Source organism: Bowmanella denitrificans (genome assembly GCF_039522935.1).
Classification (GTDB): domain Bacteria; phylum Pseudomonadota; class Gammaproteobacteria; order Enterobacterales; family Alteromonadaceae; genus Bowmanella; species Bowmanella denitrificans.
Window position 1 is genome coordinate 784,781 of the sequence record NZ_BAAAEI010000006.1, and the last position, 23,415, is coordinate 808,195.

Sequence of the window (23,415 nt, forward strand, 5' to 3'; positions counted from 1 at the left end):
GTTTCACATGGCTCAGAGCGTTTAATAACCTGTGGCGCATCATTGTTCTGAGCCTTTCATTGCTTGTTGAAGTCTCCGAACTTCTCCTTTACCTCTAATGGAAATGGTTTTCTAACGGTCAGTATAAAAATGGGTTTTACCTTCTCGCACCATTTCTTTAAGTTCCTTGGCAATTTGCTCTTGCAACTGCTCGCTAGCGCTTTTGCGTGAAATGGCCAGATAAACCTGGGATACCGGGGTCAAATCTGAGGGCTGTAACACCAGTGCGCCCTGATACCTGGGCTGAGAGGCTATCAGGTACTCCAAAATGTGCTGGGGGCCGATAATCACATCCGTTACGCCTGTGAACAGTTCTGCCAATGCCTCATCGGTGGTCTCTGACCAGCGTACCTGGTAGCCATTTTGTTGCAAAACTGATGGTACGTGCTGGTCATAAAACCGGTCCTTCATCAGCGTTACGTTTCTACCGGTCGCGGCCAATGCTTTGTCCTGCACTCTTTCCTTGTTGACAAACCAGCTCAAACTGCGCGCTTCATCAAATGGCAGCATATACAAATACCCTGCACGCTCCTGAGTCAGCAACAAGCCGGTCATCAGATCCGTGTTACCGGCTTGCATACGTTTAAGGCAGCGCTCTATTGGTGTGGGCAGGCTAAATCGCAGTTCGAAATTGGCCCGGGCAGCCAATTCCTTCATCATATCCACCATCGGGCCATGCGGTGGACTATTCTCCTGATAGAATTGCCTGGGCGGCAAATGATCAAGACACCACTCCAGTGCAGGTTTTTCCTGGGCAAAAACGGTGCCACTGGTGAGCAAAAGCATCAAGGTCACAAGCGAACATCTGTGCATAAGTTTTCGCCCTCACAGCTACTACTATTAAGTGTAATAGATATTGATGATAATCGTGCGGTCCAGTTGATGCGTTCAACATACTCCCTTTGAGCAATCCCTGGTTACTTGCAGGTCAGCAACTGGTAAACTGTCTTCACCGCCCTTCATATATGACTGCGTAGAAATATTGCCGTGGCCAACCTTTGCCCCGAACTCATCCAAAGCGTAGAGAACAGATTAGAGCAGTGTCTTGTGATGGCGCAAAGCCAGCTGGGCCGCACCTTTGCCAAACCCTGCCTGAGCTATGATCAACGCGGTCGTATTGCTGGCAGCGCCCGTTTACAAGCCAATCATATTCGCCTCAACGCACAGTTGCTGGCCGACAACCCTGAAGAGTTTATGCACGAAGTGATTCCCCATGAATTATGCCATTTGTTGGTGTGGCAGTTATATGGCCGTGGCACCTTGCGCAATCCAGTCAGGCCGCACGGTACGCAATGGAAAGCGCTGATGCGCAGGCTGTTTGGCTTGCAAGGCAGTGCATGTCACCAGATGGATATCAGTAAAGTGGCGGGACGGCAGTTTACCTATCATTGCCATTGCGGCCCGGTACAGCTATCCATTCGTCGGCACAATCGCGTGCTGCAAGGGGTAAACTATCAATGCCGACATTGCCGTCAGACACTAGTCAGCCAGTCGCTCCCAGCCCAAACAGACACACATAACAATTCCGACATATAACTGTCATCCAGCCGTCATCCTTGGGCTGTTACATTTTGTTGTTTAATAACAATAGAATGGGAAAACACTATGAATCTGAAGCGCTCCTTAATTGCGTTAACCTTAATGTCGGCTTTGGCTGCCTGCTCCGATGGTGACGACGGTGCTCAAGGGCCAGCTGGCACACCAGGCCAGAACGGCACACCTGGTCAGGACGGTACGCCGGGTAAAAACCTGCCAAGAGATCTGAATATTGAGGTGGTGGGCCGCTTTAATACTGGTATTTATGGTAAGTCTGCGGCCGAGATTGTGCAGTTCCATACCACATCCAAATCAGCTTTTGCCATAAACGCTGCCGACAATCAGATTGAGGTGATTTCCCTGGCCAGCCTGCCAGTAACCGCCGTGGGCAATCCCATCACTGACAACAGTCTGTCGTCCACGGCTTTCACCTTCCCCGCCACCGTGTCTGTAAAAAACAGCAGCGGTGTGGATATTAATATGAATCTGGGCGAAGCCAATTCTATCGCGATTTATCAGGATTTACTGGCCATTGCGGTAGCCGGACAGGAAAAAACCGCTACCGGTGCAGTGCTGTTTTATACCCTGGATGGCACAGGCCAGGGTACCTTTGTTAAAGCCGTGGCGGCCGGTGCTTTGCCCGATATGCTGACCTTTACCCCGGATGGCAGCATGGTGCTGGTCGCCAATGAGGGGGAGCCCGATACGGACTATATACTGGACCCCGAAGGCTCTATCAGTGTTATCTCCCTGACAGGCGGCACCCCGGCCGATGTGGCGGGAGAAATTAACCTGACCACAGATATGCATTTCAGCTCCGATTTGCTGGATAGTGAAGATTATGACAGTGACGCCAAACGCCGCGCACTATTAAGTGCTGCGGGCGTGAAATTCGCAGGCCCCGCCGGGACTACCGTGGCACAGGATCTGGAACCAGAATATATCAGTGTTGCCGCTGATAGTAAGACCGCCTATGTATCTCTGCAGGAAGCCAATGCTATCGGCATTCTCGACCTTACCGATATGACGATAGAAATCAAAGCACTGGGCTTTAAAGATTGGAGTCAGCATACCCTGGATTTCACCAATGAAGATGAAGTGGCGTCGTTCAGAACCTTGCCTAACGTCTATGGTATGTATCAACCAGACAGTATCGCTGCATACAGCTGGAATGGTGCAACTTTTATCCTCTCCGCTAACGAAGGCGATTCTCGCGACTGGGACGCCTATTCTGAAGATATTCGGGTAGAAGATGTGGTGGATCCGGATGAATTAAATCTGACCCTCTCCACCGAACTACAAGCCCTGTATGATGAAACCGGTGGCAAAGACGGTCTTGGCCGTTTGAAGATCACCTCTGCCCTGCTGGATGCAGATAATGACGGTATCGTAGATAAACTCTACGCCTATGGAGGGCGCTCCTTCTCTATCTGGGATCAGAATGTCAACCAGGTGTTTGACTCAGGCGATGACTTTGGTCGTATCAGCGCCGCCGTACTGGGCAATAATTTCAACAGTGCCCATACCGAGAACAAAGGTGACAACCGTTCAGATGATAAGGGCGGTGAGCCTGAAGCCATTGATGTGGGGATGATTGAAGGTCGCACTTATGCCTTTATCGGTCAGGAACGCTCTGGCGATCTGTTTATCTATGATGTCACCAATCCATTTCAGGCAGCCTTTGTTTCCCACTATAACAATCGTAACTTTGACGCAGACTTTGAACTGGATGATGACTTGGACAACCCTTGTGATGAAGCAGAAGGTATGGACTGTAGTGACGTCCCCAATGCAGGCGATTTGGGCCCTGAGAGCATTAAGTTCATCAGTGCTGATAACAGCCCTAACGGTAATCCATTGTTATTGATTGGCAATGAAGTCAGTGGTTCTATAACGGTCTATCAGGTAACCGAAAAATAATCTTTTTAACCCCGCCAGCATGCTCACTGTAAAGTCCTGGCGGGGCTTTCTCCATGGCATTCTGAACTACGTCTATCGATCTGAGTTAATTGATAACCAACGTGATGCTTAGTCAAACACGCTATCTACCGTCGGATTTACACCCACTCCCTTTGCGCACTGCTGATACCAAGGATAATACGTTCCTGGCAACGCACCACTTGTAACCCCTGTGCGCGAATCTTGTCAGCTTCCTGCAAGAACCTTAGTAACAAGCTTATGACGTGACAGATTGCAGGGCTTTCAATCGATTTTTGGCTTCAATCCACTGTGCCATATATTGTGTGCTACGTAGGCTGTGATGCCTAAGCATACTGCCGTAAAAGTTACTCAAACGGGACGTGTCCAATTCCCTGATGACCTGATCCATTTTGGCTAACAAAGCCGGGCCATGCCGCTGCACCGAAAATCGACCTGCCAGCAACTGTCCGGCCTGTTCGCTAAAAGTTTGCCAGGTATCGGCCTGCTGATATAACTCAACCGCCATTTGCACAAATTCATCTGGTGCATCGGCTACCATGATTCCCGCCGGTAACGAGCCGTACATACCTTCGGCGCCTATGCTGCTGGTCACCGCTGGTGTCTGGCACAAAGCGGCATCAATCAGCTTACCTTTCAGACCAGCGCCAAAACGCAGCGGCGCCAGCATCACCCTGGCCTGAGTAACTACCGATACGGCATCCTCGGCCCAGCCCTTAACCAGAAAGCCCTGTCGTTCGTCATGCAATGCGGTGGCTTTAGGTGGTGGATAAGCGCCATAAATATGCAATTCGGCCTGAGGTAATACTTTGCGGATAGCGGGCCAGATGTGCTGTTTAAGATACAACACCGCATCCCAGTTGGGGGCATGACGGAAATTGCCGATACTGATAAAATGCTGCCGCCTGGCAAACTCTGGTGTTTCTGCTAATTCTACTTGCTCCTGCATAAAGGGGCAGTAATGCAGAATATGCGATGGAATATTGAATTTTTCCTGCAGCAATGTCAGTTCAAACTCGGAAATCACCAGGGTCAAGTCACAACGCAAAATCGCCGCGATTTCACGTTTGGCCAAGTCATTATACAGGTGCTTATCGCTCAGTAGCTGGTTTTGCTTCATCGCCAAATGCCGGGCATGGCGCAGAAAATGCAGATCTTCAGAATCAAGAATTCGCAAAGCACCCGGACAGTATTGCTCTACCCGCCAGCCAAATTGTTCTTCCATCATAAAGCGGTCAAACATCACTACATCCGGTTGCAGGTGGCGAAGGTAGTCATCGAACGAAGCACAGTTAAGGCTTAAATTGACTGCCTCAATACCCAGGCTGGCCAGATCCACCGCATGCTGACTGCTGTCTGCCGCCGAGCCATAAATAATCTCGTAGCCCGCGCCGCGAAATACCGACAACAATTGCAGCATTCTACTGCCAGCAGCAGATGAGTTGGGCTCCGGCCATACATAACCTATCACCAGCAATGTCTTAGCCTTGTGCAAAATCAGTCTCCACTCTGTTACGCCCTTTGTGCTTGGCCTGGTATAGCAAATTATCCACTTTTTGCAGCAGGCTCTCTACCGGCAATTCGCCCGCCTGCGCGGCACCAATGCTGATGGTCACGGCATAACGCTGGTTGTTAACCAAAATGCCCTGACCCGCCAATGCCTGGCGCAGTCTTTCCAGACCCAATCTGGCTTGCTGAATACCTACATTGGGCATAAGCAATGCAAACTCCTCACCACCAATACGGGCCAGCACATCAATCTGGCGAATTTCCGTCTTTAGCAAGGCCGCCAGGCCTTGCAACACTTTGTCGCCAAACGGCACGTGCCCAGAATAATTCGTTACCTACATTTTCTTTTACGATTTTTTACCGATTTATTGTTATAAATCTGTCAGAGTGCTGACTAACCAGACTGCATTGCTTATTTCTTTAAAGATAAGCATTTCTGCACCTATTTCAGGAAATGCCCAACATAACAATATTAGGGAGACTATTTGTGGCGACTCTTTCCAACGCGGTGATAAATGTTTTTGTGGCCCCCAGAAGCCTGTTTGACGACCTAAAGGAAGCCAAAGGATGGGGGTGGATTGCGCTGTTATTTTCAGTGGTATTTTATGCCCTGGTGGCCTACTGGATGTACAGCGGCATGAGCAATGAGTGGATTGTTGAACAGCAAGTGGCGCAGATGGGTGATGTCAGCCCGGCCGAAGCGGAACAAGCCCGGGGCTTTATGCAGGAAAGTGCGTCCTATACCGCGCCTTTAGCAGCGGTAAGCATTGTACTGGTGACACTGATTATCAACGCCATCTACGCAGGCTACTTTAAACTGGTCGGCCGCACCGACGAATACAGTTATGGCGACTGGTACAGCTTTAGCCTTTGGACCATGATGCCGATGTTTGTCAATGCACTGGGGCTGGCGTTGCTGCTTCTGTTGGCCGACAGCCCGGATGTGCCACTGAACCTGTCGAACTACGCCTCGCTGAACCAGTTACTGCTGAATCTGCCCCTAGATCACAACTTATACGCCTGGGCTGAGGCCTTTAACCTGTTTAGTTTGTGGAGCATCGTTATTGCCGCACTGGGCCTGCAAAGCTGGGCAAAAATGAAGCCCATTACTTCCTATGTGTTTGCCGCATTGCCGTTTTGCCTGATTATGGGGATCTGGCTGTTAGTGGCACTTATCTAAGCGGAACCTAAGATGAAAAAGTTCCTTATTCTGGCCGCTATTCTCGGCGGCCTTGGGGCCCTTGTTGCCTATAAACACCTGGCCGGTAATAGCGGTCAGGTCACGGTTGAGGCGGCTGAAGTCAGCAAAGGGGTACTCAGTGACACTATTCTGGCATCGGGTAATCTGGTGTTTAAATCCCAGATCCAAATTCGTTCCGAAGTCACTGGTCGGGTTCAGGATGTATTGGTAGAAGAAGGTCAGCAGGTTAAACAGGGCGATGTGCTGATGCGTTTGGACCCTACCGCCTTTGAAGCGGATGTAGACAGCTATCAGGCTGCAGTACAGGCCCGCAGTATTGAGATTCAGCGAACCCGCGCGGTGGAAGATGATCTCAACCGCCAGGTACAACGCAACAAACAGTTGCTGGGGCAGAATCTGGTCCAGCAGGAAACTGTGGATGCCCTGCAGAGCCAACTGGATATCGCCCGCATCAACACCCAGGCCGCCCAGGCACAGTTAGAACAAGCCCAGGCCGCACTGTTACTGGCCAAGGACAGACTGCGCAAAACCGTGTTTATTGCAGCGATGGACGGCTTGCTGGCTTCGGTGGATATCAAACCCGGTGAAACCGTGATTGCCGGTACTACCAACATTGTTGGTTCGGACTTGATGGTACTGGCCGATCCCAGCGCTATCTTGGCAGAGCTGAGAGTGGATGAAGCCGACATTGCCCGTATCGCATTAAATCAACAGGCCGAAATTTTTGCCGCCGCCCTGCCTAAAACTCCAATCAATGGCGAGGTGATTTCCATCGGAACCTCGGCAAAACGACTATCCAGCAGCGAGGGGCTGGCGTTTCGGGTCAAAGTGCTACTGAACCCTGGAGAACACCAGCTTTATCCGGGTATGAGCTGCAGGGCGGAGATTGTCACCGCTCAGGGCGAACCTACTTTAAATGTACCGGTTGCCGCGATTCAGGAAGAAGATGGTAAGTCCTTCGTATGGCAAGTCAGTGATGACAACACCGTCAATAAGGTTTGGGTTACTACCGGCATGGCCACCGATATTCATCAGGCCGTGTTAACCGGCTTGAGTGAATTGCAAAAAGTGGTTATCGGCCCATCCAGGCTCATCAGCCAACTTGAGCCAGGACAGCAAGTACAATTGAAACAGGACAGTAGCAGCGATGCCAGTTGATGCCGTTATTAGCCTGAAAAATATCAGCAAGCGCTACCAGATGGGCACCGAGACCTTCTATGCCCTGCGAAACATCAGTCTTAATATCGAGCGTAATGACTATGTTGCCATCATCGGGCCTTCCGGGTCGGGTAAGTCCACCCTGATGAATATCCTCGGCTGCCTGGATGTGCCCTCCGAAGGTCAATACCTACTGGCCGACCAGGCCGTGGCCACACTGGACGAGGCGCAACTGGCGCAGATCCGCAACCAAAGCGTTGGCTTTATCTTTCAGAGTTTTAATCTGCTGCCCAGGGCGTCGGTTCTTGCGAATGTGATGCAACCACTGGTGTACAGAATGATCCCAACTGCCCAGCGTCGTGATATGGCACAGCAGGCCCTGTCCCGCGTCGGACTCAGTGACAAGCTGGGGCATTTCCCCAATCAGCTATCCGGTGGTCAGCGCCAGCGCGTCGCCATTGCCAGGGCACTGGTTACTAAGCCAGCTATCCTCCTGGGTGATGAACCGACGGGAAATCTGGACAGTAAAACCACCCAGGACATTATGAAGCTGTTTGACCAACTGCATGAGGAAGGCCACACCATAGTTCTGGTCACCCATGAACAGGACATTGCTGATCATTGCCGCAGAGTCATTCGCCTGGTGGACGGTCAGGTCGCGCAGGACAGTCGCAACGATATGCAAACCCAGGAGAAAATGCATGTTTAGCGGCTTACACGCAACCATTGAAGGCACCCGTGCGGCCTTGGCATCCATTCGCGCCCATGCCATGCGCAGTGCCCTGACGACATTAGGTATCGTGATTGGTGTTGCTGCCGTGATTACCGTGGTGGCAGTGATGGAAGGCTTAAGTGCCAGTATTGACTCGCAATTGGATGATCTGGGCAGTGATATGGTGACCCTGCGCGCCCGCACCTCGCAGGAACAGGCCATGCTCGGCTTTGCCAACAAGCTCAGCTATGAGGACTTTATTGTCCTGAAATCCAAGGTCAATAATGTGCAGGATATGAGCGCGACGATGCAGGCCTTTACCTTCGGCAGTAAGGTCAGCTATGGGCGCGAAACCATCCAGACCCAGGTAATTGGCACCGATGCCAATTACCAGAAAGTCATCAAGGTGTTTCCCCAACAGGGCCGTTTTGTCAGAAGCAGCGATGACGACAGACGCCGTAGGGTGGTATTTATCGGCGAATCAGTGCGCAAAAAGTTGAAATTGCCGGACAACCCCATCGGTGAATTTATCAGCCTGTCTGGTGAATGGTTCCGCATTATCGGCGTGGCAGAAGAGCGCGGCTCATTATTTGGCTTTGATCAGGACAACTATATTATTGCGCCCTTCTCTACAATGGCGTCGCTGGCAGGCTCAAGAGTGACAGAAAATATCGATATTCTGTTTCGACCGGCACCCGGCGCCAGCCTGGACACGGTACAAGCGCAGATACGTCAGATCTTACGCAAACGCCACCATCTGTCCGGTGACGACAAGGATGACTTTGAGTTTATAACTGCCAAAAAAACCAAGGAAAGTTTCGAAAAAGTCACCACATCCGTCACCCTGGTGGCAGGTGGCGTAGTAGGTATTAGTCTGCTGGTAGGCGGCATCGGTGTGATGAATATCATGCTGGTGTCTGTCACGGAGCGCACCCGCGAAATCGGTATCAATAAAGCGCTGGGGGCCACCCCTAACTTTATTATGCTGCAGTTTCTGGTGGAAGCCCTGGTGCTGTCCCTGTTTGGTGGACTGATTGGCTTGTTGCTGGGCTGGGGATTGGCAGCCTTACTGTCTATGTTGATGCCCGGTATGCCCGGAGCGCTGGTACCTGGCTGGGCCATCGCGCTGTCTTTTGGTTTTACCACCGCCATTGGCGTTATCTTTGGCTTAATGCCGGCGGTAAAGGCCTCAAAACTCAATCCCATTGACGCCCTTCGCTACGAATAATGCCCCATAAACCGCAGCATCTGCTGCGGTTTTTTTAAATTCAAAAAATACTACACCTTGTAAGTTTCAAGAAAGCTTGCCCACCTATTCTGGCTCCAACAAAAACGCGGTGGCCATGTTGGCCCCTGCAACATAACCCTTAAAGGAGCTTTAATGAAACTGTCCAACCTTGCACTGACACTGATGATTGCCTCAACCAGCAGCACCGCTATGGCCGACGAAAGCAAGCCATTTCGCTGGGGAATTGGTGTGGCGGCTGTCGCCCAGGATCAAGGATACACTGATGTTGGCAATGAAACCGTTGTGGTGCCAGTGGTGGCCATTGAATACGGGAACTTCTCCCTGCTCGGCCCCAGAGCAAACTACAAACTGTATCAAAGCGAAAATTTTGAACTATCGGCCTCTGCACAGCTAAGAATGGACGGCTATGAGGAAGATGATGGCGATATATTCAAAGGGATGGAAGACCGGGATATGGCTTTCGACGCCGGTTTTGAAGCGGAGATCGACACCCGTTTCGGCGAGTTTGGTCTTGAACTGATGCATGACCTTACCAGTACGCACGAAGGTTTTGAATTTTCAGCCAGCTATGGCATTCCTTTCAGACTCGAGAAAGGCCGGGTAGTCCCTTACATATCGGCCAACTATCAAAGCGACAAGATGGTTGATTACTATTATGGCGTACGTGCTGAAGAAGCGACCGCCAGCCGTCAATTCTATGAACCCGATGCCGCCACCAGCTTCGAAATTGGTATCAGCAGCGATTGGTACTTTGGCCGCGGCAAACACATGATCAAAGCGGATATTAGTTACAGCGCGTATGGCAGTGAAATTAAAGACTCCCCCCTGGTTGACAAGTCAGGTTCCACGCAATTGCTGCTGGGGTATGTCTATGTTTTCTAAAACCAGTTTGGCCATGGCATGCCTGCTGACATGGGTCACAGGCTGCGAACCATATGACGAGGTATTAGAGGTTCCACCAGCCCCGCCGCCTGAACCTCTGACCACCGTCGCCGTCAAGTTAGAAAATCCGCTGACCAGGGCATTTTTTTCCCGGATCCAAGGGCAAAACAGCATTGATGCAGCGCTATTTACCCCTGGGCGAATTGCCCAGGTACTGGTCAAAGAAGGCGAGCTGGTTAAACAGGGTCAATTACTAGCCAAACTGTATTCACCAAGCCTGGATAGCCGCATTGATGCAATGCAGGCCGAGCTTAACAGCGCTAATGCTGATCTTAACCTGGCCAGGCAACAACTAGCGCGTCAGAAAAGTCTCAGAATCAGCGCGCTGAACAGTCAGCAAGCGGTTGATGATGCCCAGCGCAATGTGCATGTGGCCGAGCAAAAAGTCGGACAGGCGCAGGCGTTGTTACATGAAGCGGTGAATCAGGGCAAAGAGAGTCTGTTGCTGGCCCCAGCCGATAGCATCGTCACTAAGCTATATCATCGCAGTGGTGACTTTGTCGATGCTGGCACCCCCATCATCAGGCTGGATTCGAGTCACCACCAAAAAGCCGTGTTTGCCTTACCTGAACGAGATGCACTGCGTATACAACCTGGCCAGGATATGTCTCTATATCTGCCGACCTTGAGCAGAACCTTATCGGGTCGGGTCGCTGAACGCTCGGCACCTCAGCCTGGTGCGCCAGGACTATTTGACGTCAGCCTGAGTTTGGAAGATGCCGATCCTTCACTGGTGGGCCTGACGGTTCGACTGGATCTGCAGAGGAACCAGGCGATTCTTTATCAGGTGGATATCGCCGCCTTGCGTTTTGCTCCGGCACCTGCGGGACCTCGGGCTTTTGTCATCACCGAACCAGGCCAGTCTATGGCAGTGGAGATCCACGACTTAGCCGATAGTTATGCTGTCGTCAGCAGTGCCAGCGCGCTAACCGACAAACTGTTGATTACCCCGCAGGACAAGCTTGCCACCAACCTGAGTCAGCTCAGGTTAGACAATTAGGCAGAGAATTCATATGCAATCAACACATTGGTATTTACGCACCAGGCAGATCCTGGGTCTGGTGCTGTTGTTATGTCTTACCGGACTGATGACCTGGTATAGTGCTTTTGAGCAGGAAGATCCCCATTTCCCCTACCGCAATGGTTTTATTTTGCTTAGCCAGGCCGGTGCCAGTGTCGATCAATTAACCCAGTCAGCCGTGATGCCGGTGGAAAGAGAATTGAGTCAGATAGATGAAATTGCCAACTACAGTGCCCGTATCAAAACCGGCAGTGCCAGCATTGATATTGAGCTAAAAGAGACTGTTTACGACACAGAAATTGTCTGGCAACGCATCAAAGATAAGCTGGCGCCCTTGCAAAGTGCCATGCCCACCACCCGACAGTCTGTCATCGACAGAGCCCAGGATACGCAAGGCATCGTATTGGCAGTCGACAGCAACCGAGGCATTCTGGCTGACCGTGAACTGGCGCTGAAGGTCAAAGACCGCTTACTACAGTTGGATAGCATCAGACATATTTCCCTGGTAGGTGACCCGGGGTTGCAGTTAGCCGTGCGGTATTCTCAGCAACGTATGCTGGAAACCGGCATATCCCCGTTGGCATTGGCAAAGCAGATCGCTCAGGCCAATCAGGGTGACAGTCCGGCACTGCTGCAAACAGGTAAAATGTTAGCGGCAGTGCAGCCAATGGGGCGTCTGAACAGTGTAGAGGCTGTGGAATCAATCCAAATAGCCGGACCACAAAACTTTCCGCTCAGTAGCCTGGCCGATATCTCGTTTCGCCCAGATCCGTTAGCCACAGAGCGATTTTACTTGAATGGCCGACAGACCATTGGCCTGGCAATTACACTCCCCCCCAACCAGGTAAGAGTGACAAAGTTCGGGCACCAGCTTCGGCATGAAATCGCATTACTGAACCGTGAGTTTGCCCCTGCCAGTATAGATATCTTACTTTTTCAGCCAGAATGGAGTGAAGCCCGGCGTAGCGATCTGTTGCAGTCCTTGATGTTCAGTTGCGTGGCAGTATGTCTGGTACTGATGGCATTGATGTCAATTCGCACTGCGCTGGTAGTGAGCCTGTCAATCCCTGCCATTGCCCTCAGTGCACTGGGCATATTTGGCATTTTCGGCGGCGTGATACATCAGATGACCATCGCAGGATTGATTCTCTCACTGGGAATGATGGTGGATAACAGCATTGTGATGGCCGAACGCATATTGTTTCATACGGAATCTGGCCGGCAGCGAATTGATGCCTGCCTGGCCGCACTTAAGGAGCTGTGGCGCCCCCTTGCTACCGCGACTGCTACCACTATAGCAGCCTTTGTTCCTATGTTATTGTCCAAAGGCAGCGTGGCAGACTTTATTTCGAGTATTCCGGTATTAGTTATTCTCAGCATCCTGCTCAGCTACCTGATTGCCTTGTCGTTGGTGCCGTTACTGAGTCGGCATATGATTGCGCAGCACACCCGACCATCCCGGCAGGACGTTTTAATATCAACGGGCAGCCGGTTAGCCTGCCTGGCGCTGCAAAAACCCAAAGCAACCCTGTTTTTTGCGGCACTGGTGTCGACCTTACTGCTGATGCTGCCAGCAACTCAGGGCGAGTTTTTCCCGAAAACCAGTCGTAATCAGGCATACGTCGATATTGCGTTACCGGTAGGCACCGATCCTGAGCAAACCGCACAGGTTGCCAATCAGCTGGCAGGCCAGTTGCAACACCACCCTGACATAAAGCAAGTGCTGACCTTTACCGGCCATAGCGGCCCTAGATTTTATTACAACCTGGTGCAGCAACCTGAAGAGGCCCATATCGCACGTCTGGTCATCATTACCCAGCCTCATGCCGATACACCCGCATTGGTGAGCAAACTGAACCAGCAGTTCATCGACCAGTATCCGCAGTGGATGCTAACAGCCCGGGAGCTTGGCCAGGGTCCGCCCATTGAGAGCCCCATTGAACTGAGGATTGTTGCCACACAACAAAGAGATGCTACTGCCGCGGCAGAAGCGATACGTGACATTGTACTGGCCCATCCACAGACACAGAATGTTCGTCGTGACTATGCATTTGGCAGCCCGCAACTGGGTTTTGCATTGAATAAGCAACAGTTGGTGCAAAGTGGGCTGAGCGTAGCAATGGTCAATCAGTTTCTGGCATGGCGCAGCAGTGGCCTGGAAGTGACTCGTCTGGACTTCACCAGCTTACCCATTCCGCTGGTATTAACCGCAGAGTCACAACAATCCAGCGCTCAAAGCCTGGCAGATACCCAGTTGTTGAACGACCAGCAACAGCTTATCCCCCTGTCACTGGTGGCCGATGTGCACTTTCACACATCATTACCAATGAAGACCCGTCGTAACGGACTGGAAACACTGATTGTCAGAGCTGATATTCACCCCCATGCTGATGAAGAGGACATCCTGCTGCAGATGCTGCCAGAACTGGAGGCCGTGGCACAAAAATATCAGGTTGGCCTGCAACTTGGAGGGGAATTTGAAGAATCCTCACAAGCCAGCAATGCCTTACTGACTGCCTTGCCTGCCGGACTGGCAATATTGTTTATCTCATTGATATTACAGTTTAATTCCTATAGGTTAAGTGCCTTGGTGATGATCAGCATCCCATTAGGCATGCTCGGTGCACCAGCCATGCTGGCCATGGCTGACATTCCTTTTGGTTTTATGTCTTTACTGGGTTTATTGGCATTGACAGGTATTGTGGTCAATTCCGCGATCTTACTGATTGAAAGCGCATTGGTAGGATTGCAGCAAGGACTGCACAAAGCCCATGCCATCACCCGGGCCGTATCTGAGCGCCTGCGACCGATAGTATTGACAACCATCACCACCATCGCCGGTATGTTGCCGTTGACCTTCGGCGACAGCCCATTGTGGCCACCACTGGCTTGGGCAGTGATTGGCGGACTCATCAGTTCCACGGCCCTGATGTTGTTGGTAATGCCTTTGGCGCTGAACTGGCTGCTGTCAGAGGCTCAGCAATCAATGGGGCAATAACCATGAGTGTTGCACTGGATTGCAAGGAAACAAACCCGTTGAGAATTCTGATTACCGAAGACAACGCCCAGTTGGCAGACTTTATCCGGCAAGCCATATTGCAGGATGGGCACGCTGCTGACATTGCTAAAGATGCCGCCGCCTTGATGCATCATCTGGATTGCTGGCAATACGATGCACTGGTGCTGGATTTAGGCCTGCCGGATAAAGATGGTTTGGACATGATCAAATGGATACGGGGCAAGCATAATCCATTACCTATTCTGATTCTAACCGCCCGTGGTGGTATTGAAGACAGGATTACCGGCTTGGACCTGGGTGCGGATGACTATCTGAATAAACCTTTTGCTATAGAAGAGCTGAAAGCCCGGCTCAGGGCGCTGCTGCGCCGTCCCAGTGGCTATAGTGGCACCAGTATCAGTCGCGGCAATCTGCAACTGGACAGTAAATCCCGGCGGGTCACTATTGCCGGGGAAAACCTGACGATGGGCAAAACCGAGGTGGCAATTCTGGAATATATGCTGCGCCATGCCACCCTGACGGTGGGCAAAGATGCACTGCTGGATGCTATTTACGCCATGGGCTTTGAAGTTACTGACAATGCAATTCAGGTGGCCATGCACCGTATACGTAAAAAGCTTGAGCAAGCCAATGCGTCTGCCCAAATAAAAACCATTCGCGGTATAGGTTATATTCTGTCATGAAGCTATCACAACGCTCTTTGGCCAGGCGCTTATTCCTGCATTTTCTGTTTATTGGTGGCGGCGTATTCGCACTGATTGGCCTGATGCTTTACCTGTTTTCCATCAACTTCGCCAATCTGGCCGTCGAGCAAAGCATGTTTGGCATGACCGAAGATATTCAGGAAAATCTGTATTTTGATGCGCAGGGAAGTTTGCAATACAGCAGTGACAGTGTGGCCGAAAAATGGGGCTACGATGCCCTGTATAATAATCTCGGCTTTCGGGTCATGGACCGGCAAAGTGGGCAGATATTGCTGACCTCCATCCCTGAGCCTGAACAACAACATCTGATTGCAAGACTCCCACAACAAATCCCACTGGGATATTCAAATCTGGCGGATGATACAGATTGCTACCGTATTTTATTTGAACTTGAAGGCCGACAATTACTTGTGGACCTGGCTCGTAATGATTTGCTTGGCGAGCTGGCCAACGAAGCGGTTATGCCCGTATTAGAAAAAGTCTCGATTCTGACTATGGGCGCTGCTTTTCTGGTGTTTATCTTTGTTACCTATTTATCGGTAAGAACCTTAGTCAAACCGGTCAACGATGTGGCGGCCCAACTGCAGCAGATTAAGCCCAACCAGTTGGATGTGCGCCTGCCTGTCGACCAACTACCTAGCGAGATTCTGCCTTTGGTACAAAGCCTGAATGGTGCCATGGACAGAGTGGAAAAAGGCTTTAATGAGCAAAAACGTTTTGTCGCCAATGCTGCCCATGAACTGCGTACTCCGCTGGCAGTGCTGACCACTCGTGTCGAGCTGGCAGAACTCCCGGATGATGTCAGCACACCAATACTTGGCGATGCCCGCTACATGTCCAGGGTGGTGGAACAGCTGCTGGATTTATCCAGAGCCCAGAATCAGAGTGCGTATCGGCATAAAGCGGTGGATCTGAATAAAGTCGGCAAGGATGTATGCATGTTGCTGGGTCCGTTGTCCGTGACCTATGACAAAGAACTTGAAATGGAAAGTGGCGAAGGCGACTGCAGGGTACATGGTGACCAGGGTGCACTGATCATTCTGACCAAGAATCTGCTTGAAAATGCGTTGAAGCATGCCAGCCCAGGTGCCCTGGTAAAACTGGTGATAGGCGCAGATAGCCTGTCGGTGATTGACTCTGGTCCAGGTATTGATGAGGCTGACAGGGTAAAACTGTTTGAACGTTTCTGGCGTAAAGACCAGACCAGCCTGTCTGGCAGCGGCCTGGGGCTATCGATAGTCAGCGAAATTGCCCATGCCCACAACGCCAGCATTACTGTTATTGGTAAGAATAATCTGGGCGGTGCTTCTTTTATCGTGCGCTTTGACAGCCACGTTTCAGCGGCAGATACATTGACATAACATCCACCGCTGATTGCTCAGACCCTATAGGTTAATTGGCTAGCAGCCCAGCAATACTGGCCAGGTCATTGCTTTGCATAAAATCCTGTTGGCGGTAAATCTCCTGACCGTCTTTGATAATCACCAATGTCGGCAGTTGATTAATACCAAAGCCAATGGCCGCATCCAGACTGCTGTCAATGGCCAGCTCATGTGCCACAGAAAACTTGTCACGGTATTCATCCAGATCTTTTTGCTCTGTCCACAGACGGGACACAATACCCAGGCTGTTTACCTTCGGATGCGCGTCAGCGAGCTTGTTGAAAAATTGCTGGCCCGCCACACAATTCTTGCTTTGCTCAGGTCTGGAGTCTTTCAGGTACCAGTCACACCAGGTGGCGGTAAAGTACAACATTTGTGTACCTTTGCCCTGCAATTCCAGGCCTTGCTGATGGCCGGCTGACAAACTGATGGCGGGTAATTCGCCGGGTTGCTGCGCGGCAACCAAGGCCAGGCGTTTATCCAACTGCGCATCGGCTTCATGGCCTTTATGCACAATGCGGCCTTCACGGTTGACTAAGATATGCCAGGGTGTGCCCATCAGGCTGAATGCTCTGGCCAGCTCACCAGAGTTATCCTGTAATATGGGCATGGTCAATTTATACTTTTCCACCATCTCAGCCATGGCTTGTGGTGTTTCATTTACCCCCAGATTGATGGATACAAACTCCACTTTGTCACCATACTCTTCAAAGGCATGTTGAAAATGCGGCATTTGCTCATTACAGGGCACACACCAGGTAGCCCAGAATTTGATATACAGCGGCTTGCTTCCTACCACATTTTGGTACGACAGGGTTTGTCCCTGCCAACTTCTGTGCGCGGTGTCAGTTAGGGCCTCTAATGCAGCAGAACCATAGGCCTGCCCCGCCAGCAGTAGCGAAAATAACAAAGAGAGATATCTGAAGTTGTGCATAAATTGCCTCCTGAATTGAACACTGCAGCCATTTTAGCGACACGCCGAAGGGCAAAATTGTAAAAAACAGACATGCCAAGTCATTACAAGGGCGAAGCAGTATCCACCGCGGCAGGAAGGGAGGTATTAATCGGGTACATAAAGGCCTCAGCCTTGTTTTGCCATTGCACTGCGATTGTGTGATTGCCTTTTTCGTACCAGGCCTGGGCAAAATTGACAAAAGCCGGCAGCAATTCAACCCGGTTATCCAGTCGATACTTCCACAAACTTAAGTATAAAGGCGGGATATACTGCTGGTCGTGATATTCCATAAAGGTCAGTTGGTCGCTGCCCTTGTACGCCTGCATCTGATGATTATTACAGGTTCTGGCCTTTGCCATTGTCCACTCCTCGCCGCTTTGGCGCCAGCCGTCCAACTTATCAGGCAATTCTGCAGCATCTGTGACAATAACCAGATTTGGCGCCCGGCTGTAAGGGTGGCAAACCTGTTCGGCCATATCTGAAGACAAAGGGTATTCATCCACAAAGCCGGAAAAGTGTGCCAGTTCGTGTACAAACACCGAATAACTGTCGCCCTGATCCAGATACATAATGCCGTTATGTACATTGGCTTTGCCCCTGGGTGCCAGCACCATCAGGTGAGTAAAATTGTCAGCTAATGGCAGACGAGATAACTGCCTGACATCACAGCCCAGACGCCTGTGGCTTAACCAATTCTCATCGCATTTCACGGCATCGGGCTTAACCCAGATAGGTTCAAGCAAACAAACCGGCAAGGATTGCAGTCTGCTGTCTGCTGCAAAAGACTGACTCAGTTGCGCCATCTGCTGCATGTTTTCCAATGACAACACCACTGGCTGCAGGTTAATCACACAGTGCTGGCGCGTTACAGCCAATCCGCTTCCCTGTGCTTGCCAGTAGTTATCGATAAGTTTCAGATAATCCTTAGCCTGGCTGACACCTTGCTCTTTGGCATGTCTGAACCAGGATCGGGCCAGCGCGTATTTGCCCGTGCGCCATTCCTGCTTTGCCAGCAGCAACGCACTGTTGGGATCATGTGGTGCAGCCTTTTCCATCCAAAGTTCGGCTTCATCCGCACGCTCTTCTATCATCAGCCATTGATAAAGTGAAATAATGGCCGGCAGATAATCCTGTTCGGCGGCCTTTTCCAACCATTGTACCCGGTGCTCGGAAGCATCACTGAGTAACGCCACTTCGTGCTGAGCCGGCGCAAAACCTGCCATAGCAGCTTTGCTCATTAGTCGGCGATGAGTGGCCTCATCCGTTTCATTTAAGGCCAGACGGTAATAGGAACGTGCATCCCCCAGTTCTGCGGCTTGCTTCAGCCAATAAGGATCCTGATGCGTTTGAGCATATTGACTCAATTGCACCAGCGCTTCGTCAGAACCGGCCTTAACGGCACGAAACAGGGATACGGGATCGGTTTGCCCCTGCTTCAACATCAATGGTACATATTGTTGCTGACTGGCGGCAGATAAACAGGCGCCCCCTAATGCCAGCATCAATAAACGCAGGGTTTTTAGCATAGATATGTCATCGGGCCTGAGGGTCTTCCAGTGTTTTCTCTCTGAGCAAATCCAGTTCCAGTCTGGCATAGCGATGCTCAACAAACTCATAGACATTGGTACTTAGCGACAGTTTGAAGTAGTTCGAGGCCACTGCCTTATTTCCTTGCGCCATATGATACTTACCCAGGTAAAAGTATGCTTCGCACAAGCGATTTGCCAATTCCTGCTGACTGCGCACATTGACTAGCAAAACGGACAAAAGCTGCCCTTCGCTGACGTCACCCAAATACAGATCCACCAGTGCAGTGGCCCAGTTGTCATCTTTCAGTTTATTTCGGCTTTCGCGCAGGGTTTGCAGTGCTTTGCCTGGGTCGACCGCCGATTCCGCCAGATAAAACCATAATGCTCGGTAAGGATCGCTCTCATCACGATGGTAGAAACGGTTAAGGTCGCTGACTGCCAGTTCAGGACGGCCACCATAATACAAGGCGATACCACGGTTTAAAAAGGCAAAGTCATGCTCAGGATTAATATCCAGCGTGGCGTCAAAGGCCTCATAGGCCTGAATGAAATCCATATTCTGAGTATGGTGAATACCCATAAAGTTATAGGCCTCCGCCATATCCGGGCGAAGTTTCAGCGCCATACTGAAGTCATACTGCGCCAGTCCGCCTAACCCCACACTGTCATACAGCATACCGCGCTGATAAAGCAAATCGGCGCGCTGCGAGTCGTCCAGCTCTACCTGACCAAGAATTTGATTATACCGGGCCAGGGCCATCTGACTGCGCATGTTGGCAGGCATGGGCTCCACCAAAATCAGATTGCCCATCTGACCATCGCGGGTACGGGCCGTATCTATGCTGCTGCATGCCGTACCGCCAATAGCCAAGGCAGCCAGTAATAACACTCGTGAAATGTTCATCATTACAGTAATTCGTTTCCCTAAAACCAGACTAGCGTAACCATTGGTAGCACCCTTGCCACCGAAACAGGTTGCCTGTTATACCTGTTATAGCCGTTGGCTTAAAGCCCTTTGCTGTATCAAATTATTGTTGTCAGCAGGATGAAAGCCAAGGTCGGCACCAGCCTAAAACGCAAAATGGCACCGAATGGGTGCCATTTATTATTATCTATCAGTCAGTTATCCAAGGATAATCAGTCTTCCGATTGTTCTGCCTGAGGCTCAGCGGGTGCCGCTGGTTTTTCCAGCAGCTCTTTGATGCTCAGACGGATACGGTTCTGGCGATCGATTTCCATCACCTTCACGTCCACCATTTGACCTTCAGTCAGATAGTCGCTGACCTTGGCCACACGCTCGTGAGCGATCTGAGAAATATGTACCAGACCTTCTTTACCTGGCAATACTTCAACAAAGGCGCCGAAATCTACACAGCGGGTTACTTTACCATGGTAAGTCTTGCCTACCTCGACATCAGCGGTAATGCCTTCGATCATATCGATAGCAACCTGTGCCTTGGCCCGCTCAGTAGCGAAGATCTTGATAGTACCGTCGTCTTCAATCTCGATATTAGTATCAGATTTCTCGGTGATAGAACGGATAACCGCACCACCTTTACCGATAACTTCACGGATCTTGTCCTGATCGATCTTGATAGTATAGATACGTGGAGCGAACTCAGACATCTCATCACGGTGTGAATTAATGGCTTTGTCCATCACGCCAAGGATATGCAATCGGGCTTCTTTCGCCTGTTTCAGGGCGATTTGCATAATCTCTTTGGTGATACCTTCGATTTTGATGTCCATCTGCAGTGCAGTTACACCATCGGCAGTACCTGCTACTTTAAAGTCCATATCACCCAGGTGATCTTCATCGCCCAGAATGTCAGACAGTACCACAAACTTGTCGTCACTCTTCACCAGACCCATAGCAATACCGGCCACAGAAGCCTTGATGGGTACACCAGCATCCATCAGTGCCAGTGAGCTACCACACACAGACGCCATGGAAGAAGAACCATTAGACTCGGTGATTTCAGATACCACACGCACCACATACGGGAATTCTTCTTCAGACGGCATCACCGCTTGAATACCGCGCTTAGCCAGACGACCATGGCCAATTTCGCGGCGCTTAGGTGAACCCATCATACCGGTCTCACCCACACAGTATGGAGGGAAGTTGTAATGCAGCATAAAGCGGCTGTTGGTTAATCCACCCAGCTCGTCGATCATCTGTGCATCACGCTCAGTACCTAACGTAGCGGTGACCAGCGCCTGAGTCTCACCACGAGTGAACAAAGCACTACCGTGAGTACGTGGCAGAATACCAGTGGCCACGTCCAGGGCACGAATCATCTGCGGGTCACGGCCATCGATGCGCGGCTCGCCATTCAGAATACGTGAACGTACCACATCACTTTCTAATTCGTGCAGCAGCTCTTTCAGCTCTTTTGCATCTTGCTCCGGGCTTTCTTCCAGAATCTGCGCCGCCACTTTATCGGTCACGGCAGTCACAGCGTCCTTACGGGCAAGCTTGTCAGAGATTTGGTAAGCAGCGGTCATATCTGCTTCGGCCAGGGCTTTGACCTTGGCTTTCAATTCGGTATTTTCCGCTTCTGGCTGCCAGTCCCATTTTGGCGTGTTCACTTCAGTGGCGAACTCGTTTACGGCATTGATAACAGCTTGCAGCTCATCATGGCCGTACATTACCGCGCCCAGCATCACTTCTTCCGACAATACGCTGGCTTCAGATTCCACCATCAGTACCGCACTTTGGGTACCTGCAACCACCAGATCCAACTGGCTGTCAGCTTGCTCAGAAATACGCGTGTTAAGAATATACTGGCCGTCTTTGTAGCCAACACGTGCTGCACCGATAGGACCATTAAATGGAATACCGGAAATGGCCAGTGCCGCAGAGGTACCGATCATGGAAACGATATCGGTGGGGATATCCGGATTAGCGGACATAACGGTTATAACCACCTGAACTTCGTTTTTGAAACCTTCAGGGAACAGCGGACGAATAGGACGATCAATCAGACGAGCGGTCAGTGTCTCGTTTTCTGAAGGACGGCCTTCGCGCTTAAAGAAACCGCCAGGGATTTTACCGGCAGCATAGGTTTTCTCTTGATAATTGACCGTCAGTGGGAAAAAGTCCTGATCGGCTTTGGCTTCTTTTTTACCTACTACGGTAACCAGTACAGCGGTATCGTCCATGCTGGCCATTACAGCAGCAGTGGCCTGACGGGCAATCACACCGGTTTCCAAGGTGATTTGGTGCTGTCCGTATTGGAAGGTTTTAGTAATTGGAGTCACTTAATTTTCCTTACATTAAGCCTGATGCCCAACCAAGTGACTGCTAATGGCAAACCGATTTCGGATGAAATCCACATGTTCCGCCAACACAGCCTCTTGTCTCATGGCAGAGGCCTTTTACATTGATAATTTTCTATATTCGCTTTTTAACGCGGCGCATAGTATAGCGGCTAAGATGAGCTAAAAACAGGGAAAATTCTGTGACAATGGCGATGAGCATGGTACAGAGACAGCTATCAAATTGAGAGGTCAGGCGGATATCAACTGTTCGCCGTATTTTGCTACCAGACCCAGTCTGTCAGACTTTTTTAAGCCCTTAACCACTAATGCGTAAGAATGATCAATCATGCGCTGGATTTCACCGTTGGGGATACTGCCGTCCAACTTAATGGTATTCCAATGCAGTTTATTCATATGATAGCCGGGTAGTACCGCAGCGAACATGTCCCTGAGCATCAATGCCTGCTGAGGTTCACATTTCAGATTCATGCGTCCTTCGCCTTTGTCACTGGCTAAGGTGGCAAACATCTTACCGCGGATTTTCAGCACCGCTACGTCCTCACCAAACGGAAAATCTTCTATGGCTTCGGGTTTCGATAGTAAATAGTCACGTGCCTGTTGATAGTCCATGCGCCCTGCCCGATATAGGATTTTTACAAAGAGTCTCGCGGTTGGCGTTACGACGCAATCAATTTGATACAAAAGTGGCCGTGAGCCAGCTTCCTTTAACTCATCCTGCCAGGGTATTTGCTGTCTTGGTGTGACTGTACCGCAGATAACAAAAAACCCGGCAAAACCGGGTTCTTTTATTTGGTGCGGATGGCGAGACTCGAACTCGCACGTCTTGCGACACCACCCCCTCAAGATGGCGTGTCTACCAATTCCACCACATCCGCGAAACTTGGGTCAGACGACCTTAGTTAGGTACGTCAGTCGGTTGGGGCTTTTCCACCGGCACGTCAGTGTCCGCAGGCTGGCTTACTGGTACTTCCAGGTTCTGCCACTCATCAACCTGCTTTTCTTTACCGGCTGTCATTGCCCCCAGAATCAAACTGATAGCAAAAAACAAGGTTGCCAGGATAGCCGTGGTACGGCTAAGAAAATTACCGGAGCCCGACGCACCAAACACCGTATTCGATGCACCCGCACCAAAAGATGCGCCCATATCGGCACCTTTACCACGCTGAATCAATACCAGACCGATCAGGGCCAGGGATACCAGCAGATAAACCACCATTAACACTTCGTAAAGCATGC

Annotated in this window: 20 protein-coding genes and 1 tRNA gene; 11 read left to right on the forward strand and 10 right to left on the reverse strand. The window is 50.8% G+C overall.

The window, feature by feature from the left end; genetic code table 11:
• Nucleotides 1–111: 111 nt before the first annotated feature.
• On the reverse strand, nucleotides 112–825 hold the full coding sequence (locus ABD028_RS06390; protein WP_343844057.1) for a substrate-binding periplasmic protein: 714 nt from the start codon (nucleotides 823–825) through the stop codon (nucleotides 112–114).
• Nucleotides 826–1,026: 201 nt separating this feature from the next.
• Here ABD028_RS06390 and ABD028_RS06395 point away from each other — a divergent pair, with 201 nt between their 5' ends.
• Together ABD028_RS06395 and ABD028_RS06400 are read left to right on the forward strand one after the other, a co-directional pair.
• Nucleotides 1,027–1,575: a SprT family zinc-dependent metalloprotease gene (locus tag ABD028_RS06395; RefSeq protein ID WP_343843082.1), complete on the forward strand. Its 549-nt coding sequence runs from the start codon at nucleotides 1,027–1,029 to the stop codon at nucleotides 1,573–1,575.
• A 69-nt stretch (nucleotides 1,576–1,644) separates the two neighbouring features.
• Complete coding sequence (locus ABD028_RS06400) at nucleotides 1,645–3,495, forward strand: choice-of-anchor I family protein (RefSeq protein WP_343843083.1); 1,851 nt, start codon at nucleotides 1,645–1,647, stop codon at nucleotides 3,493–3,495.
• A gap of 256 nt (nucleotides 3,496–3,751) precedes the next feature.
• Here ABD028_RS06400 and ABD028_RS06405 read toward each other — a convergent pair whose 3' ends face one another.
• Together ABD028_RS06405 and ABD028_RS06410 are read right to left on the reverse strand one after the other, a co-directional pair.
• The gene (locus ABD028_RS06405) at nucleotides 3,752–5,014 is read right to left on the reverse strand and encodes a glycosyltransferase (protein ID WP_343844059.1); all 1,263 of its coding nucleotides are present in this window, start codon (nucleotides 5,012–5,014) and stop codon (nucleotides 3,752–3,754) included.
• Entirely contained in the window at nucleotides 4,995–5,336 is a 342-nt protein-coding gene (locus tag ABD028_RS06410) for a GGDEF domain-containing protein (RefSeq protein ID WP_343843084.1), read from the reverse strand. Before ABD028_RS06410 ends, ABD028_RS06405 begins: the two co-directional genes overlap by 20 nt.
• Nucleotides 5,337–5,509: 173 nt before the next feature.
• Here ABD028_RS06410 and ABD028_RS06415 point away from each other — a divergent pair, with 173 nt between their 5' ends.
• The 9 genes from ABD028_RS06415 to ABD028_RS06455 all read left to right on the forward strand — a co-directional run bounded on the left by ABD028_RS06415 (nucleotide 5,510) and on the right by ABD028_RS06455 (nucleotide 16,389).
• Nucleotides 5,510–6,202 carry a YIP1 family protein gene (locus ABD028_RS06415; RefSeq protein WP_343843085.1) on the forward strand — a complete coding sequence of 231 codons (693 nt, stop codon included), beginning with the start codon at nucleotides 5,510–5,512 and terminating at the stop codon, nucleotides 6,200–6,202.
• A gap of 12 nt (nucleotides 6,203–6,214) precedes the next feature.
• The gene (locus tag ABD028_RS06420) at nucleotides 6,215–7,381 is read left to right on the forward strand and encodes an efflux RND transporter periplasmic adaptor subunit (protein ID WP_343843086.1); all 1,167 of its coding nucleotides are present in this window, start codon (nucleotides 6,215–6,217) and stop codon (nucleotides 7,379–7,381) included.
• On the forward strand, nucleotides 7,371–8,090 hold the full coding sequence (locus ABD028_RS06425; protein ID WP_343843087.1) for an ABC transporter ATP-binding protein: 720 nt from the start codon (nucleotides 7,371–7,373) through the stop codon (nucleotides 8,088–8,090). Before ABD028_RS06420 ends, ABD028_RS06425 begins: the two co-directional genes overlap by 11 nt.
• Nucleotides 8,083–9,321, forward strand: coding sequence for an ABC transporter permease (locus ABD028_RS06430; RefSeq protein ID WP_343843088.1), 1,239 nt, complete (start codon nucleotides 8,083–8,085; stop codon nucleotides 9,319–9,321). Before ABD028_RS06425 ends, ABD028_RS06430 begins: the two co-directional genes overlap by 8 nt.
• Nucleotides 9,322–9,474: 153 nt before the next feature.
• Entirely contained in the window at nucleotides 9,475–10,224 is a 750-nt protein-coding gene (locus tag ABD028_RS06435; RefSeq protein ID WP_343843089.1) for a MipA/OmpV family protein, read from the forward strand.
• A complete protein-coding gene (locus ABD028_RS06440; protein ID WP_343843090.1) occupies nucleotides 10,214–11,284 on the forward strand; it encodes an efflux RND transporter periplasmic adaptor subunit in 1,071 nt (356 codons plus the stop codon). The genes ABD028_RS06435 and ABD028_RS06440 overlap by 11 nt, the downstream gene beginning before the upstream one ends.
• A gap of 13 nt (nucleotides 11,285–11,297) precedes the next feature.
• On the forward strand, nucleotides 11,298–14,303 hold the full coding sequence (locus ABD028_RS06445; protein ID WP_343843091.1) for an efflux RND transporter permease subunit: 3,006 nt from the start codon (nucleotides 11,298–11,300) through the stop codon (nucleotides 14,301–14,303).
• Nucleotides 14,304–14,341: 38 nt separating this feature from the next.
• Nucleotides 14,342–15,007, forward strand: a complete 666-nt coding sequence (locus ABD028_RS06450; RefSeq protein ID WP_102795477.1) for a response regulator — start codon at nucleotides 14,342–14,344, stop codon at nucleotides 15,005–15,007.
• A complete protein-coding gene (locus ABD028_RS06455) occupies nucleotides 15,004–16,389 on the forward strand; it encodes an ATP-binding protein (RefSeq protein ID WP_343843153.1) in 1,386 nt (461 codons plus the stop codon). Before ABD028_RS06450 ends, ABD028_RS06455 begins: the two co-directional genes overlap by 4 nt.
• 31 nt (nucleotides 16,390–16,420) lie before the next feature.
• On the opposite strand, the gene ABD028_RS06460 is transcribed toward ABD028_RS06455, so the two are convergent.
• The 7 genes from ABD028_RS06460 to secG form a co-directional block, all read right to left on the reverse strand.
• Nucleotides 16,421–17,344 carry a TlpA family protein disulfide reductase gene (locus tag ABD028_RS06460; protein ID WP_343843155.1) on the reverse strand — a complete coding sequence of 308 codons (924 nt, stop codon included), beginning with the start codon at nucleotides 17,342–17,344 and terminating at the stop codon, nucleotides 16,421–16,423.
• Between the two features lie 83 nt (nucleotides 17,345–17,427).
• A complete protein-coding gene (locus ABD028_RS06465) occupies nucleotides 17,428–18,891 on the reverse strand; it encodes a tetratricopeptide repeat protein (RefSeq protein ID WP_343843157.1) in 1,464 nt (487 codons plus the stop codon).
• 7 nt (nucleotides 18,892–18,898) lie between these two features.
• Nucleotides 18,899–19,801, reverse strand: coding sequence for a lipoprotein NlpI (gene nlpI, locus ABD028_RS06470; protein ID WP_425542071.1), 903 nt, complete (start codon nucleotides 19,799–19,801; stop codon nucleotides 18,899–18,901).
• Between the two features lie 230 nt (nucleotides 19,802–20,031).
• The gene (gene pnp / locus ABD028_RS06475; protein ID WP_343843159.1) at nucleotides 20,032–22,158 is read right to left on the reverse strand and encodes a polyribonucleotide nucleotidyltransferase; all 2,127 of its coding nucleotides are present in this window, start codon (nucleotides 22,156–22,158) and stop codon (nucleotides 20,032–20,034) included.
• A 249-nt stretch (nucleotides 22,159–22,407) separates the two neighbouring features.
• Nucleotides 22,408–22,788 (reverse strand): MmcQ/YjbR family DNA-binding protein, encoded by a 381-nt coding sequence (locus ABD028_RS06480; protein ID WP_102794888.1) that lies wholly within the window; start codon nucleotides 22,786–22,788, stop codon nucleotides 22,408–22,410.
• Nucleotides 22,789–22,969: 181 nt separating this feature from the next.
• A tRNA-Leu gene (locus ABD028_RS06485) sits at nucleotides 22,970–23,054 on the reverse strand.
• A 20-nt stretch (nucleotides 23,055–23,074) separates the two neighbouring features.
• A complete protein-coding gene (gene secG / locus ABD028_RS06490) occupies nucleotides 23,075–23,413 on the reverse strand; it encodes a preprotein translocase subunit SecG (protein ID WP_102794887.1) in 339 nt (112 codons plus the stop codon).
• Nucleotides 23,414–23,415 lie beyond the last annotated feature (2 nt).

What these genes read in the sequence shown, in the direction of transcription:
- secG (WP_102794887.1), bottom strand. Translation starts at nt 23,413, where the DNA reads ATGCTTTACGAAGTGTTAATGGTGGTTTATCTGCTGGTATCCCTGGCC.
- ABD028_RS06425 (WP_343843087.1), top strand. Translation starts at nt 7,371, where the DNA reads ATGCCAGTTGATGCCGTTATTAGCCTGAAAAATATCAGCAAGCGCTAC.
- ABD028_RS06400 (WP_343843083.1), top strand. Translation starts at nt 1,645, where the DNA reads ATGAATCTGAAGCGCTCCTTAATTGCGTTAACCTTAATGTCGGCTTTG.
- nlpI (WP_425542071.1), bottom strand. Translation starts at nt 19,801, where the DNA reads ATGATGAACATTTCACGAGTGTTATTACTGGCTGCCTTGGCTATTGGC.
- ABD028_RS06440 (WP_343843090.1), top strand. Translation starts at nt 10,214, where the DNA reads ATGTTTTCTAAAACCAGTTTGGCCATGGCATGCCTGCTGACATGGGTC.
- ABD028_RS06430 (WP_343843088.1), top strand. Translation starts at nt 8,083, where the DNA reads ATGTTTAGCGGCTTACACGCAACCATTGAAGGCACCCGTGCGGCCTTG.
- ABD028_RS06435 (WP_343843089.1), top strand. Translation starts at nt 9,475, where the DNA reads ATGAAACTGTCCAACCTTGCACTGACACTGATGATTGCCTCAACCAGC.
- ABD028_RS06460 (WP_343843155.1), bottom strand. Translation starts at nt 17,344, where the DNA reads ATGCACAACTTCAGATATCTCTCTTTGTTATTTTCGCTACTGCTGGCG.
- ABD028_RS06445 (WP_343843091.1), top strand. Translation starts at nt 11,298, where the DNA reads ATGCAATCAACACATTGGTATTTACGCACCAGGCAGATCCTGGGTCTG.
- ABD028_RS06455 (WP_343843153.1), top strand. Translation starts at nt 15,004, where the DNA reads ATGAAGCTATCACAACGCTCTTTGGCCAGGCGCTTATTCCTGCATTTT.
- ABD028_RS06465 (WP_343843157.1), bottom strand. Translation starts at nt 18,891, where the DNA reads ATGCTAAAAACCCTGCGTTTATTGATGCTGGCATTAGGGGGCGCCTGT.
- ABD028_RS06390 (WP_343844057.1), bottom strand. Translation starts at nt 825, where the DNA reads ATGCTTTTGCTCACCAGTGGCACCGTTTTTGCCCAGGAAAAACCTGCA.
- ABD028_RS06480 (WP_102794888.1), bottom strand. Translation starts at nt 22,788, where the DNA reads ATGGACTATCAACAGGCACGTGACTATTTACTATCGAAACCCGAAGCC.
- ABD028_RS06420 (WP_343843086.1), top strand. Translation starts at nt 6,215, where the DNA reads ATGAAAAAGTTCCTTATTCTGGCCGCTATTCTCGGCGGCCTTGGGGCC.